Annotated in this window: 15 protein-coding genes; 8 read left to right on the forward strand and 7 right to left on the reverse strand. The window is 65.9% G+C overall.

Features of this window, described 5'->3' with window-relative positions:
- The first annotated feature begins 21 nt into the window (after window positions 1-21).
- The 6 genes from QRN07_RS02605 to QRN07_RS02630 all read left to right on the forward strand — a co-directional run bounded on the left by QRN07_RS02605 (window position 22) and on the right by QRN07_RS02630 (window position 4912).
- Window positions 22-648 (forward strand): superoxide dismutase, encoded by a 627-nt coding sequence (locus QRN07_RS02605; protein ID WP_050684831.1) that lies wholly within the window; start codon window positions 22-24, stop codon window positions 646-648.
- Window positions 649-912: 264 nt separating this feature from the next.
- Complete coding sequence (gap, locus tag QRN07_RS02610; RefSeq protein ID WP_050684808.1) at window positions 913-1923, forward strand: type I glyceraldehyde-3-phosphate dehydrogenase; 1011 nt, start codon at window positions 913-915, stop codon at window positions 1921-1923.
- Window positions 1924-1933: 10 nt separating this feature from the next.
- Window positions 1934-3160 carry a phosphoglycerate kinase gene (locus QRN07_RS02615; RefSeq protein WP_285240281.1) on the forward strand — a complete coding sequence of 409 codons (1227 nt, stop codon included), beginning with the start codon at window positions 1934-1936 and terminating at the stop codon, window positions 3158-3160.
- Between the two features lie 86 nt (window positions 3161-3246).
- Window positions 3247-4062: a triose-phosphate isomerase gene (gene tpiA / locus QRN07_RS02620; protein ID WP_285240282.1), complete on the forward strand. Its 816-nt coding sequence runs from the start codon at window positions 3247-3249 to the stop codon at window positions 4060-4062.
- Between the two features lie 48 nt (window positions 4063-4110).
- A complete protein-coding gene (gene secG / locus QRN07_RS02625) occupies window positions 4111-4368 on the forward strand; it encodes a preprotein translocase subunit SecG (protein ID WP_050684811.1) in 258 nt (85 codons plus the stop codon).
- Between the two features lie 148 nt (window positions 4369-4516).
- A complete protein-coding gene (locus QRN07_RS02630) occupies window positions 4517-4912 on the forward strand; it encodes an RNA polymerase-binding protein RbpA (RefSeq protein WP_050684812.1) in 396 nt (131 codons plus the stop codon).
- Here the strand turns inward: QRN07_RS02630 and pgl are convergent.
- The 6 genes from pgl to tkt are packed head-to-tail and all read right to left on the reverse strand — an operon-like array spanning window position 4865 to window position 13080.
- Window positions 4865-5683, reverse strand: a complete 819-nt coding sequence (gene pgl / locus QRN07_RS02635; RefSeq protein WP_285240283.1) for a 6-phosphogluconolactonase — start codon at window positions 5681-5683, stop codon at window positions 4865-4867. The genes QRN07_RS02630 and pgl overlap by 48 nt on opposite strands.
- Entirely contained in the window at window positions 5673-6614 is a 942-nt protein-coding gene (locus QRN07_RS02640; protein ID WP_050684814.1) for a glucose-6-phosphate dehydrogenase assembly protein OpcA, read from the reverse strand. The genes pgl and QRN07_RS02640 overlap by 11 nt, the downstream gene beginning before the upstream one ends.
- Complete coding sequence (gene zwf / locus QRN07_RS02645; protein ID WP_056600416.1) at window positions 6611-8170, reverse strand: glucose-6-phosphate dehydrogenase; 1560 nt, start codon at window positions 8168-8170, stop codon at window positions 6611-6613. The genes QRN07_RS02640 and zwf overlap by 4 nt, the downstream gene beginning before the upstream one ends.
- Before the next feature lie 15 nt (window positions 8171-8185).
- Entirely contained in the window at window positions 8186-9817 is a 1632-nt protein-coding gene (locus tag QRN07_RS02650) for a glucose-6-phosphate isomerase (protein WP_056600414.1), read from the reverse strand.
- 6 nt (window positions 9818-9823) lie between these two features.
- Complete coding sequence (tal, locus tag QRN07_RS02655) at window positions 9824-10939, reverse strand: transaldolase (RefSeq protein ID WP_050684817.1); 1116 nt, start codon at window positions 10937-10939, stop codon at window positions 9824-9826.
- Window positions 10940-10962: 23 nt separating this feature from the next.
- Window positions 10963-13080, reverse strand: a complete 2118-nt coding sequence (gene tkt / locus QRN07_RS02660; protein WP_056600412.1) for a transketolase — start codon at window positions 13078-13080, stop codon at window positions 10963-10965.
- A 510-nt stretch (window positions 13081-13590) separates the two neighbouring features.
- Between tkt and QRN07_RS02665 the strand changes: the two genes are divergently transcribed.
- Entirely contained in the window at window positions 13591-14550 is a 960-nt protein-coding gene (locus QRN07_RS02665) for a heme o synthase (RefSeq protein ID WP_050684819.1), read from the forward strand.
- A 22-nt stretch (window positions 14551-14572) separates the two neighbouring features.
- On the opposite strand, the gene QRN07_RS02670 is transcribed toward QRN07_RS02665, so the two are convergent.
- On the reverse strand, window positions 14573-15256 hold the full coding sequence (locus QRN07_RS02670; protein ID WP_050684820.1) for an SDR family NAD(P)-dependent oxidoreductase: 684 nt from the start codon (window positions 15254-15256) through the stop codon (window positions 14573-14575).
- Window positions 15257-15398: 142 nt separating this feature from the next.
- Here QRN07_RS02670 and QRN07_RS02675 point away from each other — a divergent pair, with 142 nt between their 5' ends.
- Window positions 15399-17747, forward strand: a complete 2349-nt coding sequence (locus QRN07_RS02675; RefSeq protein WP_050684821.1) for a SulP family inorganic anion transporter — start codon at window positions 15399-15401, stop codon at window positions 17745-17747.

Raw genomic sequence — 17747 nt, forward strand, 5'->3', positions numbered from 1 at the left:
TCCACGATATTGGAGGATTTTGTGACCGAGTACGTATTGCCGGAACTCAGCTACGACTACGCAGCACTGGAACCGCACATTTCCGCGCGGATCATGGAGCTGCACCACAGCAAGCACCACGCTGCCTACGTGGCCGGCGCCAACAACGCCCTGAAGCAGCTGGCAGAAGCCCGCGAAAAGGGCGACTTCGCCAACATCAACCGGCTCTCCAAGGACCTGGCCTTCCACACCGGCGGCCACGTCAACCACTCCGTCTTCTGGAACAACCTGTCCCCGGACGGCGGCGACAAGCCCGAAGGTGAGCTGGCAGCAGCCATCGACGACGCCTTCGGCTCCTTCGACGCCTTCCGCGCCCAGTTCTCCGCAGCAGCCCTTGGCCTGCAGGGATCCGGCTGGGGCTTCCTGGCCTACGAGCCCATCGGCGGCAACCTGGTCATCGAGCAGCTTTACGACCAGCAGGGCAACGTGGCGCTCGGCACCACCCCGCTGCTGATGCTGGACATGTGGGAGCACGCCTTCTACCTGGACTACGTCAACGTCAAAGCCGACTACGTGAAGGCCTTCTGGAACATCGTGAACTGGGCCGACGTCGCCAAGCGCTTCGAAGCAGCACGCACGAATGCAACGGGCCTGATCACCCTCCCGTAGTGATCCCTGCTACACATTCGTGTAACAAACCTCACAATCCGGTGCTTTAAGGCCGGGATGTGGACGGTCCGCCCCTGCACTTGCGGGGGCGGACCCAATTAAACGTAAGATAGGTCACGGAAGGCGGTTAGCCTTCAGCAATGAGGCTGGTCGCCCTCCGATCTGTAAATCATCTCTGCCCAATGGCGTGCGGGATCTGTTAGTTGGCTTGAACGCCCGCTCAACTAGTAGTGCTTCACAAAGCACCAAGGAGACTGAAACAACGTGACGACCCGTATTGGTATCAACGGCTTCGGCCGTATTGGCCGCAACTACTTCCGCGCAGCACTGGCCCAGGGCGCGGACCTTGAGATCGTTGCAGTCAACGACCTCACCAGCCCCGAAGCGCTGGCCCACCTGCTCAAGTACGATTCCGTCGGCGGCCGGCTGAAGGAAACCATCGAAGTCAAGGACGGCAACATCGTCGTCAACGGCAACGTCATCAAGGTCCTGGCTGAGCGCGATCCCGCCAACCTGCCCTGGGGCGAGCTGGGCGTGGACATCGTCATCGAGTCCACCGGCTTCTTCACCAAGGCCGCGGCCGCGCAGAAGCACATCGATGCCGGCGCCAAGAAGGTCCTCATTTCCGCCCCGGCGTCCGATGAAGACATCACCATTGTGATGGGTGTGAACCACGGCCTGTACGACAACGCCACGCACCACATCATCTCGAACGCTTCCTGCACCACGAACTGCCTCGGCCCGCTGGCCAAGGTCATCAACGACGAGTTCGGCATCGAACGCGGCCTGATGACCACCGTGCACGCCTACACCGCGGACCAGAACCTGCAGGACGGACCCCACAGCGACCTGCGCCGCGCCCGCGCCGCCGCCATCAACATGGTCCCCACCTCCACCGGTGCAGCCAAGGCCATCGGCCTGGTCCTGCCGGAGCTCAAGGGCAAGTTGGACGGCTACGCCATCCGCGTTCCCGTACCCACCGGTTCCGCCACTGACCTCACCGTCACCGTCGGCCGCGAAACCACCGTCGAGGAAGTCAACGCCGCCCTCAAGCGCGCTTCCGAGTCCGAGGAACTCCAGGGTTTCCTGACCTACACCGACGAGCCCATCGTGTCCTCGGACATCGTGGGGGACCCGGCGTCGTCCATCTTCGACTCCGGCCTGACCAAGGTGATCGGCAACCAGGTCAAGGTTGTTTCCTGGTACGACAACGAATGGGGCTACTCAAACCGCCTCGTTGACCTCACGGAGCTCGTCGCATCCAAGCTGGGCTAGGGTTAGACACATGACATCAAACACCCTCAACGACCTCATCGCTGAAGGTGTCCGCGGGCGGTACATTCTGGTTCGAAGTGACATGAATGTGCCGCTCGACGGCTCTGCCGTGACTGACGACGGACGCATCAAGGCGTCCCTCCCGGTGCTGGCAAAGCTCACGGACGCCGGTGCCCGCGTGCTGGTTACAGCCCACCTTGGCCGCCCCAAAGGCGCACCCGAGGACAAGTACTCCCTCAAGCCCGCAGTGGACCGCCTGGCGGAACTTGCGGACTTCCCGGTGACGCTGGCCGCGGACACCGTGGGCAACTCCGCACGGGAAGGAGCTGCGGCGCTGCAGGACGGCGAAGCGCTGGTTTTGGAGAACGTCCGGTTCGACGCCCGCGAAACCAGCAAGGACGACGCCGAACGCGGAGCCTTCGCTGATGAGCTTGTCGCGCTGACCGGCAGCAACGGCGCGTATGTCGATGACGCCTTCGGGGCTGTGCACCGCAGGCACGCCAGCGTGTACGACGTCGCCACCCGGCTGCCGTCGTACCTCGGCGACCTGGTCCACACCGAGGTCGAGGTGCTGCGCAAACTGACGGCCGACACCCAGCGCCCCTACGTGGTGGTTCTTGGCGGCTCGAAGGTCTCGGACAAACTCGCCGTGATCGAAAACCTGCTGGGCAAGGCTGACACCATCCTGGTGGGCGGCGGCATGCTGTTCACGTTCCTGGCAGCAGCCGGGCATAAGGTGGCCGGCAGCCTGCTCGAGAAGGACCAGATCCCCGTGGTCCAGGACTACCTCAAGCGCGCAGCCGACGCCGGCACCGAGTTCGTGGTGCCCACAGACGTTGTGGTGGCGGAGAAGTTCGCCGCCGATGCGGCACACGAAACCGTGGCAGCAGACGCCATTGAGGCCAGCAGCTTCGGCAGCCAAGGCATCGGCCTGGACATCGGACCCGATTCCGCCGCCGCTTTTGCTGCCCGCATTGCCGGGGCCAAAACGGTCTTCTGGAACGGGCCCATGGGCGTCTTTGAGTTCGACGCCTTCGCCGCCGGCACCCGTGCCGTGGCCAAGGCCCTGACCGAGACCGAAGCGTTCACCGTGGTTGGCGGCGGCGATTCCGCCGCGGCCGTCCGTACGCTGGGATTCGCTGACGACCAGTTTGGCCACATCTCCACCGGTGGCGGCGCCAGCCTGGAATACCTTGAGGGCAAGGACCTGCCGGGACTGAGCGTCCTGGACCGCTAGCAGTACCGGACTGCACAGTCCGCCGGCCGGCAGGCTGCTCCCGCAGCCTGCCGGCCAAACACTTATTAACGACTTTTGGAGAACACGTGACTACGTCAACAAACGGCGCCTTTGACCGTAAGCCCTTCATTGCGGGCAACTGGAAAATGAACATGGACCACGTCCAGGGCATCACGCTCCTGCAGAAACTCGCCTGGACCCTCTCCGACGCCAAGCACGACTACAACCGCGTCGAGGTTGCCGTCTTCCCGCCGTTCACCGACCTCCGCGGCGTCCAGACCCTGGTGCAGGGCGACGACCTCGACGTTGCCTACGGCGGCCAGGACCTGTCCCAGTTCGATTCCGGCGCCTACACCGGAGACATCTCCGGCGCGTTCCTTGCCAAGCTGGGCTGCTCTTATGTCCTGGTGGGCCACAGCGAACGCCGCACCATCCACAACGAAACGGACGAAGTCCTCAACGCCAAGGTCAAGGCCGCGTTCAAGCACGGCGTGACCCCCGTGCTGTGCGCCGGTGAGGGCCTGGAAATCCGCCAGGCCGGCACCCACGTGGAACACACGCTTGACCAGGTACGCGCCGGTGTTGCCGGGCTCACCAACGAGCAGGCCGCCGAACTCGTCATCGCCTACGAACCCGTTTGGGCCATTGGCACCGGCGAGGTCGCCGGCCCCGGCGACGCACAGGAACTCTGTGCTGCCATCCGGACCGAACTGGAAAAGCTCTTCGGCGCCGACGTGGCAGCCAAGACCCGCCTGCTGTACGGCGGCTCCGTAAAGGCCAACAACGCGGCAGCCATCCTGCAGGAAACGGATGTGGACGGCCTGCTCGTGGGTGGCGCCAGCCTTGACCCCGCCGAGTTTGCTAATATTGTCAGGTTCGAGAGTCACCTGGTGACGGACTAGTCCGTCAGCACCCCCGCTCCCGCAATCCCAACTTCCTGAAAGGCCGTCGTGGACGTTCTTCATGTCATTCTGCAGATCCTCCTGGGCATCACCAGCCTCCTGCTGACACTGCTCATCCTCCTTCACAAGGGACGCGGTGGCGGTATGTCGGATATGTTCGGCGGCGGCATGAGCTCAGGGCTGAGCTCCTCGGGCGTAGCGGAACGGAACCTCAACAGGTTTACCGTGGTCCTCGGCGTGACCTGGGGCGTGGTGATCATCGGCCTTGGCCTGATCATGCGGTTCAGCGGAGCCGGCGACTCCTGAGCAAAGCTTCAGGCAAGGATTACGCGGCGGCACTCCCGCCGCGGGTCCATCCAAACTAAACTGTGGCTGTCGGTTACCGACGGCCACAGTTTTTTTGGTTAAGCAGCCCTGCCTGCCTACCGGCACCCGTTGCCAGTCAGGAGTTCCCATGGTCCATCCAGGCTCAGGATTTCGGGGCACCCGCGCCGGTGTCACGGCAGGCAGCGGCTCCAGCCTCCAGTCCGGGGACTCGCCGGGCAGCCCCTTGCCCCGCATGCGGGTATCGTATTGGTGCGTCTCAGGCCACGAAACCCAGCCGGTTTTCCTGCGCCTGCCGGAGGACCAGATCCCTGCCGTCTGGGATTGCCGCAGATGCGGGGCCACGGCGTCAAGGGACGGCCAGGCGGCAGCCATGGCCGACGCGGCCGACGACGGCTACAAAACCCACCTCGAATACGTTAAAGAGCGACGCTCCGGCCAGGACGCCGAAGACGTCCTGGCCGGAGCGTTGGAAAAGCTACGCGCCCGCGGCGTCCTTCCGGACGAGCTGCTGCGGGACCCGTGAGGCCGCATTCTCATCGATGAGCCACAGGGTCCGCGAGGTGCCCCGCGGCCCTGCAGCCGGAACCTGGATGGGATTGGCACCCGCAAGGGCCAGGCCCACGGCGCCTGCCTTGTCCTCGCCGGCCACCACCATCCACACCTCGGATGCGGTGTTGATGGCCGGCAGGATCAGGGAAACCCGCAACGGCGGCGGCTTCGGTGAGTTGTGTACGGCAATAACGGTGCCGACCTTCTCGCGGATGCCGCCCTGCTCAGGGAACAGGGAGGCAACGTGTGCGTCGGGGCCAACACCCAGCAGGACCACGTCCAGGCGCGGCAGCACCGAAGGATGCTCCGGCCGGTCATCGGACATATCTGCAGCGTGCTCGGCTGCCGCCGCTTCAGCCAGCTGGCGGGCGTAGTCCGCTGCGGCCTCCTCGACGCTGCCGAAGTCGTCTGAGGAACCCGGAGCGTGGACCCGGGCCGGGTCCACCGGGATGTGGGACAACAGCGCGTCGAAGGCCTGCTGGGCGTTCCGCTCCGGATCACCGGAGGCGACAAAACGCTCATCGCCCCACCAGAAGTTGACCCTGGACCAGTCGACGGCCGGGGCCGCCGGCGAGTCAGCAACAGCCTTCAGCGTACCGATGCCCACAGTGCCCCCGGTCAGGACCACGGTGGCTTCACCGTATTTGTCCTGGACGTCAACAAGCTTGGTGATAAGACGCGCGGCGATGGCTGCCATCAGGACGGACGAATCAGGATGAATGCTTACTCGTGGATCAACGCTCACTGGGTCGGACGCTCCTTAGATTGGTACGTGGCAGTCCAATAGTAATCACTTCGCCGAACACTTCGTCGGGGTCGAGCCGGCGAAGCTCCTCTGCCAGGCAGTCGCGGAGGCTGCGGCGGGGGAGGGAGATCCGTTGGGCCGGCTGGCCCGGCTGGGTCAGTTCCGCCACGGACAGGCCGGGACGGAAGAGCTGCACGTCGCCGCTCTGCCGGCTGAGCCGGACCCTGCGGATGCCGGTGCCGGCGGGGTCGGCCACAATGGTGACCGGAGCGTCCAGGGTCAACGTGAGCCAGGCTGCCAGCAGGAGGGTGCTGGGGGAGTCGGAGGCTCCTTCGACGGCAACAGCCGTAACCGGCGAGGAATCCACCTGGTCCAGGACTGCCGCGAGCTGGATGCGCCAGTTGGTGAGCCGGGTCCAGGCCAGGTCCGTGTCGCCGGCCTTATAGGTGGCCCGGATAATCTCCAGGGCGGCCTGCGGGTCCGGTTCGTTGGCAGAGTCCGTGATCCGGCGGTGCGCGATTTTCCCGATGGAGGTCTCGCACGCGTTTTCCGGGGCGCCGTGCGGCCACCAGGCCACAATCGGCGCGTCCGGGAGCAGCAGTGCTGCGACCAGGGATTCGCTTTCGTGCGACAGTTCGCCGTAGCCGCGGAGCACAATTACTTCCGAGGCTCCGGCGTCGCCGCCCACGCGGATCTGCGCGTCGAGCCTGTCCTTGGCGTCCGACCCGGCGTCGGCAAGCACAATGATGCGGCACGGGTGTTCGCGGCTGGCCTCGTTGGCCGCCTCGATGGCTTCCTCCTCCAGCCCGGACTTGGTGACCACCACCAGGGTGAGCACCCGGCCCAGCGCAATCACGCCGCCCTGCTCGCGCAGGGACATGATCTTCTTGGAGACCTTTGAGGTGGTGGTGTCCGGCAGGTCTACAATCATGGCCTTCTCCAGGTTCGTCCGTCACGGGCCAGCAGCTCGTCGGCGGAGGCAGGGCCCCAGCTGCCGGGAGCGTACGGCTCGGGCTGTTCGTTCAGTTCCGCCCAGTATTCCTCGAACGGGTCAAGGATCTTCCAGGACAGTTCCACTTCCTGATGCCGCGGGAACAGCGGCGGTTCACCCAGGAGCACGTCCAGGATCAACCGCTCGTACGCTTCCGGGCTGGATTCGGTGAACGAGTGTCCGTAGCCGAAGTCCATGGTGACGTCGCGGACTTCCGTCTGCGTGCCCGGGACCTTCGAGCCGAAGCGGATGGTGACGCCCTCGTCGGGCTGGACCCGGATGACGACAGCGTTCTGGCCGAAGTCGTCCTCGCCATGGTCGCGGAACAGCAGGTTGGGCGCGCGTTTGAAGACCACTGCGATTTCCGTCACGCGGCGGCCCAGGCGTTTGCCTGCACGCAGGTAGAACGGCACACCTGCCCAGCGGCGGGTGTGGATGTCCACCCGGATCGCCGCGAAGGTTTCCGTGGTGGAATCGGCGGGAATGCCCTCCTCCTCCAGGTACCCCTGGACCTGCTCACCACCCTGCCAGCCGCCGGCGAACTGGCCGCGGGCTGAGTGCTGCGACAGGTCGGCAGGCAGCTTGACCGCGGCCAGGACCTTTTCCTTCTCGGCGCGCAGGTCATCGGCGTTGAAGGAGATGGGCTCCTCCATCGCGGTCAGGGCCAGCAGCTGCAGCAGGTGGTTCTGGATCACGTCGCGGGCCGCGCCCACGCCGTCGTAATACCCTGCCCGGCCGCCCGTGCCGATGTCCTCGGCCATGGTGATCTGGACGTGGTCCACGTGGTTGGAGTTCCACAGTGGTTCGAAGAGCTGGTTCGCGAACCGCAGCGCCAGGATGTTCTGGACGGTTTCCTTGCCCAGGTAGTGGTCGATCCGGAAAACAGCGTCCGCCGGGAAGACGGACTCGACGATGTCGTTCAGCTGGCGGGCCGATTCCAGGTCGTGGCCGAACGGCTTCTCGATGACCACGCGGCGCCACTTGTCGCCGTCTGCCTGCGCCAGCCCGTGCTTGGACAGCTGCCGGCAGACCTGTTCGAAGGCCTTGGGCGGGATGGACAGGTAAAAGGCGTGGTTGCCGCGTGTTCCGCGCTGCTCATCGAGTTCGTCGATGGTTTCACCCAGGCGCTCGAAAGCGTCGTCGTCGTCGAACTCGCCCTGCACAAACCGGATGCCCTCGGACAGCTGGTTCCATACTGCCTCGTCAAACGGCGTACGGGCGTACGCCTGCACGGAGGCCTTCACCTCCGCGGCGAAGTCCTCCTTGTCCCACTCGCGCCGGGCGAAGCCCACCAGCGCGAAGCTGGGCGGCAACAGCCCCCGGTTGGCAAGGTCATACACAGCCGGCATGAGCTTTTTACGGGCAAGGTCGCCGGTGACTCCGAAGAGCACCAGGGAGGACGGCCCGGCAATCCGGTTCAAACGCCGGTCCCGCGGGTCCCGGAGCGGATTACGCCCCCGGCCCGCGGTTTTCCGGCCGAATTCAGTTTCTGGCATGGTTGCTTTTGCGCCTTAGCTTTCGGTAGCGGATGCCCGGGCGGACAGTGCAGCGACGATGTCCTGCAGCTGCGCCACACCGGCGGCACGGTTTGTCAGGTGCAGGCGGAGCACGGGCCGGCCGTGCTCCGCGAGGACCTGGGCGTCGCCTGCGGCCTGCGCGGAGATCAGTTCCCCGAACGTGAACGGACGGTCCGGAATGGCCAGGTCCTCCGCTTCGGCGGCAGTGACCTGGAGGAACACGCCGATCGCGGGTCCGCCCTTGTGGAACTGGCCGGTGGAGTGCAGGAACCGCGGTCCCCAGCCGAACGTGACCGGCCGGCCGCTGACGGCTGCCAGCTCGTCCCGCACGCCTTCGAGCTGCGCAAAGGCAAGCCGGTCGAAGTAGGCCTGGACACTGAGGTAGCTGTCGTCATCCAACGTGCCGAGCAGTGCCGTGACGGCTGCCTCCGCAGTAGTTGCGTCGCCGAGCCAGTCACCGCCCCGGACCTCAATGGACCCGTCCACGAAGGCCGCCGGCGTGGGTTCGGGCTGCGCGTCCAGGAGGCCGCGGGCTGCCACCTTGGCGGCCTCAACGTCCGGCTGGTCGAAGGGGTTGATGCCCAGCAGGCGGCCGGCCACGGCCGTGGCGAATTCCCAGACCATCATCTGGCTGGCCAGGCCGCCGGCGATGGCCACCTCGTTGGCGCCGGGTTCGACGTCGGCATCAGCAGCCACCAGGCGCACCACCAGGACGTCGGGGGCGCCGGAGCCGGCCTCGGGGGATGCGGGTCCGGCCACTACCGGAAGCACGCCGGTGCCCAGCTTGCCGGTGGATTCGGCGATGAGCTGTTCGGCCCAGTCAGCGAAGCCCACAATGCCGGAGCCGTCCTCCGCGATGACGATCTTGTTGCGCAGCGGACTGGTGCCGCCGAGGGCAGCGCCCAACGCGAGTCCAATGTTCCCAGCCGCGTCATCGTTGAGGATTTCTGCGGCTTCCTCGGCTTCGTCCAGGAACTTCTGGATGTCCACACCGGCCAGGCCGGAGGGGACCAGACCGAAAGCCGTCAGCGCCGAGTAGCGGCCGCCCACGTTGGGGTCCGCGTTGAAGACGGCACGGTAGCCGGCTTCGCGGGAGGACTTGTCCAGCGGGGAGCCGGGGTCGGTGACAATGATGATCCGGCTCTTGGCGTCCAGGCCCGCCTCGGTGAAGGCGTGCTCGAAGATGCGGCGCTGGGAGTCGGTTTCCAGCGTCGACCCGGACTTGGAGGAAACCACAATGGCGGTGTGGGCAAGGCGGTCGGCCAGTGCGGCGCGGACCTGGTCAGGGTCGGTGCTGTCAAGCACTGTCAGCTCGACGCCGGCGGTGCCGGCAATGACCTCGGGCGCCAGCGAGGAGCCGCCCATGCCGCAAAGCACGATGCGGGTCACGCCTTCGGCGCGCAGGGCGTCCCGGAGTTCCAGGATGGCCGGCACCAGGGCCTGCGAGACAGTGGCGGCTTCCACCCAGCCGAGCCTGACGGCCGACTCGGCTTCGGCGTCGGGACCCCAAAGGGTGTGGTCCTTGGCGAAGATCCTGGTGGCGATGCGGTCCGCCACCAGGGAGGGGAGGTGCTGTTCAAGAGCCTGCCGGGCAGCGCCGGTGGCGTCGTAGCTGAGAGTACTCATAGGGGACTAGGAAGCCTTCCGTGCAGCGGCGAGGGCGCCTTCGACGTCGGCCAGCAGTTCCTTCCAGCTGGCCACGAACTTGTCCAGGCCTTCCGATTCCAGAAGGGCCACAACCTCGTTGTAGGAGATGCCGAGGCCTTCGAGGGCGTCCAGGACGCCGTTCGCTTCCGCGTAGGTGCCGGTGATGGTGTCACCAGTGACAACGCCGTGGTCGAAGCTGGCGTCAAGGGTCTTCTCCGGCATGGTGTTCACAACGCCGGCGGCCACCAGTTCGGTGACGTAGAGGGTGTCCGGGTAGGCCGGGTCCTTCACGCCGGTGGAGGCCCACAGCGGACGCTGGGGGAGTGCGCCGGCTTCGGCGAGGAGCGCCCAGCGCTCGGTGCTGAAGAGTTCCTCGTAGACCTGGTAGGCCAGGCGGGCGTTGGCCACGCCGGCCTTGCCCTTGAGGGCCTTCGCTTCATCGGTGCCGAGGGCGTCGAGGCGCTTGTCGATTTCGGAGTCGACGCGGGAGACGAAGAAGGACGCCACGGAGTGGATCTTCGAGAGGTCGTGGCCGTTTTCCTTGGCCTGTTCCAGGCCGGCCTGGAAGGCGTTGATGACGGCGCGGTAACGCTCCAGGGAGAAGATCAGGGTCACGTTGACGCTGATGCCCTCTGCCAGGGTGGCCGTGATGGCTTCGAGGCCTTCAAGGGTGGCGGGGATCTTGATCAGGACGTTGTCCTTGTTGACCTTCTTGTAGAGGTTCTTGGCCTCGGCAATGGTGCCGGCGGTATCCCAGGCCAGGCGGGGGTCCACCTCGATGGAGACACGGCCGTCAACACCCTTGGTCGCGGCGGCGACGGGGGCGAACAGGTCGCAGGCGTCGGCTACGTCGGTGGTGGTGATTTCGAAGATGGTTTCCTCGACGCTGGAACCGGCGGCTGCCTGCGCGGCGATGGTGCCGTCGTAGTCGGTGCCGGCGGTGATGGCGGCGTGGAAGATCGACGGGTTGGTGGTCACACCCACCACGTTCTTCTCTTCGATGAGCTTGCGGAGGGTGCCCGTGTCCAGGCGGCCGCGGGACAGGTCATCGAGCCAGATCGAAACGCCGGCGTCGGACAGCTGCTGTGTGGGAGTAGTCATTGTTGTTTCTCCTAAATTCGGGTTCAGGCCTGGAGGCCGGAGAGGGAGTCCTTGGCGGCGGCAGCTACTGCTTCCGCGGTGATGCCGAACTCCTGGAAAAGGCGCTTGTAGTCGGCGGATGCGCCGTAGTGCTCGAGCGAGATGGAACGCCCGGCGTCGCCAACGAATTCCTTCCAGCCCAGCGAAAGGCCGGCCTCGACGGAGACGCGTGCCTTGACGTCAGCAGGCAGGACGGATTCGCGGTAGGCGGCGTCCTGCTTGTTGAACCATTCGACGCACGGCATGGACACAACGCGGGCGGCGATGCCTTCCGCCTGGAGTGCCTCGCGGGCCTGGACGGCCAGCTGGACCTCGGAACCGGTGCCGATGAGGACAACGTCGGCGGGAACGGTGGCACCGTCCCGGCTGGCTTCGGCGAGGACGTAGCCGCCCTTGGCGGTGCCTGCGGCGGAACCGAAGACGTCGCCGTCGGCTGCACCTTCGCCGCGTTCCCAGGTGGGGATGTTTTGCCGGGTCAGGACAATGCCGGCCGGGTTGGCGTGGTTTTCCAGCATGGTCTTCCAGGCAATGGATACCTCGTTGGCGTCACCGGGGCGGACAACGTCCAGGCCCACAATGGCGCGCAGGGTGGCGAGCTGTTCCACGGGCTGGTGGGTGGGGCCGTCCTCACCCAGGCCGATTGAGTCGTGCGTCCATACGTACAGGGATGAGGCCCCCATCAGGGCGCCGAGGCGGATGGCGGGCCGCTGGTAGTCACTGAAGATCAGGAACGTACCGGAGAAGGCGCGGGTCTTGCCGTGCAGGCTGATGCCGTTGACGATTGCTGCGGCGGCGTGCTCACGGATGCCGAAGTGCAGCACCCGGCCGTAGGGGTTTCCGGACCAGGCGTCGGTCTGCTTGGACGCCGGGATGAAGGACGGAGAGCCTTCAATCGTGGTGTTGTTGGACTCGGCGAGGTCGGCGGAGCCGCCCCAGAGTTCCGGCAGGACCGGACCCAGTGCGTTCAGTACCTTGCCGGAGGCGGCGCGGGTGGAAACGTCCTTGCCGGCCGGGAAGACAGGCAGTGCCGCGTCGACGCCGTCGGGAAGTTCCTTGGACTCGATGCGCTGCAGGAGTGCTGCACCCTCCGGGTTGGCTGCCTGCCAGGCGTTGAAGGACTCTTCCCATTCCTTGTGCGCTGCTGCGCCGCGGTCCACAACGGAGCGGGCGTGTGCCAGGACGTCCTGGTCCACGTCGAAGGACTTGGCGGGATCAAAGCCCAGTACCTCCTTGAGGCCTGCGACTTCCTCTGCGCCCAGCGCGGAACCGTGGATCTTGCCGGTGTTCTGCTTCTTCGGGGCCGGGTAGCCGATGATGGTCCGCAGCGAGATGATGGACGGCTTTGAGGTCTCGGCCTTCGCGGCCAGCAGTGCCGTGTACAGCTCCTGGACGTCTTCGACGTATTCGCCGGTCTTGGTCCAGTCAACGCGCTGGGTGTGCCAGCCGTAGGCCTCGTAGCGTTTCAGGACATCCTCGGTGAAGGAGATGTCGGTGTCGTCCTCGATGGAGATGTGGTTCTCATCGTAGACAACAACAAGGTTGCCCAGTTCCTGGTGGCCGGCAAGGGAGGATGCCTCCGCGGTGACGCCTTCCTGGAGGTCGCCGTCCGAGGCGATGACCCAGATGGTGTGGTCGAACGGGCTGGTGCCCGGGGCGGCGTCGGCGTCGAAGAGACCGCGTTGGCGGCGCTGGGAGTAGGCGAAGCCCACGGAGGAGGCCAGGCCCTGGCCCAGCGGACCGGTGGTGATCTCCACGCCGGCGGTGTGCTTGTACTCGGGGTGGCCCGGGGTCAGCGAGTCCCAGGTGCGCAGCGCCTCGAGGTCCTTCAGTTCCAGGCCGTAGCCGGAGAGGAACAGCTGGATGTAAAGGGTCAGCGACGTATGGCCGGGTGACAGGATGAAGCGGTCGCGGCCCAGCCAGTCCGGGTTCCGGGGATCGTGGCGCATCAGTTTGTGGAACAGGAGGTAAGCGGCCGGGGCCAGGCTCATCGCCGTTCCGGGGTGGCCGTTGCCCACCTTCTCCACTGCATCAGCGGCAAGTACGCGGACGGTGTCCACGGCGCGCTGGTCCAAGCTGGTCCATGACAGTTCTTGCTCTTCCAAATGTGGCACGAAAACCGGGCCCCTCTCTGTGCTGATGGCAGGTGGTACACCGGATCCGGTCAGGGGCACGCCGTGTGGCGCCCGCTGCGGTGTGTACCAGCCGTTCACCATCGAAACGTTATCTATCACTCAGCCGCGAACCGGCATGGAATGCGTTTTCCAAGGCATTCCTGCCGCGCGCTGATCTGGTGACAGCTTAGCCCGCCCGCGCGCCGGAAATCGGAAAAATCTCACGTTGTGGACGCTATTTCCCCTTTTATGAATGGCCCTGCTGTGAGGTTGAGTTAATCTGCTCGAATTGGCACGTGAGCGATCATCACCGCATATCAGCCGGACTGGCGGCGGGTTCCGGCACGCTATGATGAGGGGAGGCCAATTCCAGTCAGCGGACGTCAACGTCCGGGCCGGAATCCGGCTGTTTGCGGATCGCCGGTTGAAGCTGCGGGTGCGCGGACGGGCCGGCCGCCGGACATGAGCTGCATTGCCAGACAGAACTGCCACACAGAACGGGTGACTGCCACCGTGAGCACAACCGATACGCCGCTGAAAGCATCCGGGACCACGGGCCCTGGGTTTGCCCGTAAGGCCAAGGCGTATCTCGCCCTCACCAAGCCCCGCGTGATCGAGCTGCTCCTGGTGAGCACACTTCCCACCATGATCTACGCCGAGCGCGGCTTTCCCTCCATCGGTTTGATCCTTGCCACCCTGGTGGGTGGCGCTTTCGCCGCGGGCAGTGCCGGCGCCTTCAACTGCTACATCGACCGCGACATCGACAAACTGATGCACCGGACCGAAAAGCGGCCCCTGGTCACCGGTGAGGTGACCCCGCGCGAGGCTTTGGTTTTTGCCTGGCTTTTGGGCGCCGCGGCCATCGCCATCCTGTGGTTCGGCGCCAACCCCCTGTCCGCCTGGCTGGGGCTCGCGGCCATCTTCTTCTATGTGGTCATCTACACCATCATCCTGAAACGGCGCACGGCCCAGAACATCGTCTGGGGCGGTGCCGCCGGCTGTTTCCCCGTTGTCATCGCCTGGGCGGCAGTGACCAACTCGGTGGAATGGCCCGCCATCATCCTGTTTATGGTCATCTTCCTGTGGACGCCGCCCCACTACTGGCCGCTGTCCATGCGCTACGGCGAGGATTACCGCAACGCCAACGTCCCCATGCTTGGCGCCATCGCGGGCGCCAAGGTGGTCTCCGTGCAGGTGGTGCTGTATGCCTGGGCCATGGTGGCCTGCTCCCTGCTGATGGTTCCCGCCGGCGGGGCCGGTTGGGTCTACACCGTCACGGCCGTGGTGGCCGGCGCATGGTTCCTCTACGAGTCGCACTCGCTGTATAACCGCGCCCAGCACGAGGAGATCTCGGACAAGCGCGCCATGAAGGTGTTCCACGGCTCCATCAGCTACCTCACCCTGCTGTTTATCGCCCTGGCCGTTGACCCGTTCGTCGGCCCCGCCGTGATGGCAGGTTAGCCGGCAACTTTACGGCCCGGCATCACCATTCGAGGTCGGCTCCGCCCAGCGCGCAGAACCGCAGGGGAGCCGGGTCGCCGCTTTCCACCAGCTTGAGAAGTTCGACGGCGGCCGTTGCCGGCAGCTTCGACGCCCCGGGAACACCCATGGCCGTGGCAAGTTGGCCCGGGTGAACTGCCCAGCATCGGACTGAGCCACCGAGTTCATTGGCCAGGGAGATGGTCAGCATGTTCTGCCCGGCCTTCGAGACGCGGTACGCATAGCTGGTGCCCAGGTGGACGTAGTGCCCGGCGGCCTGCCGGGACAGGGAGCCCAGCCGCGAGCTGACGTTGATAATGAGAGGCGCGGGAGTCAACTGCAGGGCCGGCAGCAGTTCCTGCACCAGCCGGAGCGGCCCCGCCACGTTGGTATCGAGGCTTGCCAGCAGCAGGTCCGGATCCACATCGCGGACCCCGCCGCGCGGGGCACCCTGCGCGGCGTTGTTGACCAGCAGGTCCACGCCACGCCCACCCAGCGCCTCCCGGAAAACGCCTGCGGGATCGGCCGTGACGTTGTGCTCGACGACGGTGATGCCGCCGTCGAACGGTTCCAGCCCCTGGGCCGACCTGACCACCGCCACCACGTCCCAGCCCTGTGCGCTGAATTCTTCGGCGCAGGCACGGCCGAATCCCCGTCCGGCACCCGTTACCACCATCAGTTGTCCCATGGAAAAACCCTACTGCGGCACGTGGAACTTACTTCGGCAACCTAGATATGACAGGCTTGTCATATTGATCACTTTTTTGGTCACTCGGCGTTACTGACTGGTTACGGTGGAATGGATCCTTCCCGCAAGCAAAGGAATATCCATGGCCCCCGGTCACTCGAACCTCCCGTCCACCAGCCACAGCCCGCCGAACCCAGGCCAGCCGGGCAGCAAGCGTCCCGGGCTCCGCAGGCCGGCTTTCCTGCGTCACCTGGGTGCCGACATTCCAGCGTCCCTGGTGGTCTTCCTGGTGGCCTTGCCGCTCTCCCTCGGCATCGCGGCCGCCTCCGGCGCCCCCATCATGGCCGGACTCATCGCCGCTGCCGTCGGCGGCCTCGTGGCCGGCAGCCTGGGCGGCTCGCCGCTGCAGGTCAGCGGGCCTGCCGCCGGACTGACAGTGATCGTGGCGGGCCTGGTGGACCAGTTCGGCTGGCAGGCCACCTGCGCCATCACCGCAGCTGCAGGCATCGTCCAGCTCCTGCTGGGCATCAGCCGGGTGGGCCGGGCAGCGCTGGCGGTGTCCCCCGTAGTGGTCAAGGCGATGCTGGCGGGGATCGGCATCACCATCATCCTGCAGCAGCTCCAGGTCCTGCTGGGCGCCCAGCCGGCCGGCTCGGCCCTGGAAAACCTCGCATCACTTCCGGCCGCCATCACCGGACTCGAAATCCATGCCGCACTGCTGGGCCTTGCTGTCATCGGCATCCTGCTGGGCTGGAAATACCTTCCGCCTGCCATCCGCCGCATTCCCGGTCCGCTTGCCGCAGTCACCGCCGGCACCGCCCTCTCCGTGGCACTGGCGCCAGGCCTGGAACGGATTTCCTTTAACGGATCAATTTTCGACGCCGTGGCGCTGCCGGAACTTCCGGACGGCAACTGGCGGACCATTGCGTTTGCCGTGCTCTCCATGGCCCTGATCGCCAGCATCGAATCCCTGCTGTCCGCCGTCGCCGTCGACAAGATGCAGAACGGGCCCCGCACCAACCTCAACAGGGAACTGGTGGGCCAGGGCGCAGCCAACATTGTTTCCGGATCGCTTGGCGGCCTGCCCGTAACGGGCGTGATCGTCCGGAGCGCCACCAACGTCGAGGCCGGCGCCCGGACCCGTTCCTCGGCCGTGCTGCACGGCATCTGGATCCTGGCTTTCTCGGCCCTCTTCGCCGGACTGATCCAACTGATTCCGTTGTCGGTCCTCGCCGGACTCCTGGTGGTGATCGGGGCGCGGCTGATCAAGGTGGCGGACATCCGGACCAGCCTGCGCACCGGTGACCTGCTGGTCTACGCCGTGACGTTGCTGTGCGTGGTGTTCCTCAACCTGCTCGAGGGTGTGATCATCGGCCTGGCCCTTGCCGCGGCAAGCGTACTGTGGCGGGTGCTCCGGGCCGAGATCAAGGCCCACCAGCCTGCCGGCCCAGACGCCGCCTGGCGGATCACCATTGCCGGCTCCTGCAGCTTCTTCGCGTTGCCCCGCCTCAACCGGGTCCTGCAGGCAGTCCCGGAAGGCCATCAGATGGTGGTGGAGATGAACGCCGACTACCTGGACCATGCATTCCGCGAGGCGTTGATCGCCTGGCAGAACCAGTACCAGGCAACCGGCGGCAGCGTCAGCCTCGAGGAACACGGCAACACCCTGTTCCAGGACGCGGCAGACAATACCCCCAAGCGGCAGGAAGCCCGTGAGCTGCCGCTGCCGCCGCGGACCACGTGGCAGGAGCCGGCTGCCGCTGTCACCGGCCACGCGGCAGCTGAGGGCGGTTCCGCCGCAGCCAGGCCGCTGCGCTCCATCCTGCTGGGGATCAACAAGTACCACCGCCGCTTTGCGGACCAGGTCAAGCCACTGGTGCAGGACCTGGCGGACAGCCAGAACCCGGACACCCTCTTTGTTGCCTGCGTGGACTCCAGGGTCAACCCGAACCTCATCACCAGCAGCGGACCGGGTGACCTGCTGACGCTCCGGAACATCGGCAACGTGGTGTGCCACGACGGCCAGGATGCCTCCATCGATTCTGCGCTTTCCTTCGCGGTCAAGGGCCTGGACGTGGATTCGATTGTCATCTGCGGGCATTCGAACTGCGGCGCCATGAAGGCCCTCTTCGACGATGCCGGCGGAACGGGAAACGCTGCGCTGGGCACCGGTTTCGAGGCCTGGCTGGACCACGCCCGGCCCAGCTACCGCGAACTGGTGGCCGGGCATCCCGTGGCGCTGGCGGCAGCCGGGGCAGGCTACTGCCGCCTCGACCAGCTGGGAATGGTCAACGTGGCCGTTCAACTGGCCAAACTGGAAAGCCACCCCCTGGTGGGCCCGGCCCTGGCGGCCGGCACCGTCCAGGCGACCGGGCTGTTTTACGACATCGCCTCCGCGCGGGTGGTGCTGGTGACGCCCGGCGGGATCGAGGTCCTCGATCCCGCGCATGCCGCTGCCGGCAACACTCCTGTGCCTGCAGCGGCATCCTGA

This window comes from Pseudarthrobacter sp. MEB009, from assembly GCF_030208875.1.
Taxonomy (GTDB): Bacteria; Actinomycetota; Actinomycetes; order Actinomycetales; family Micrococcaceae; genus Arthrobacter.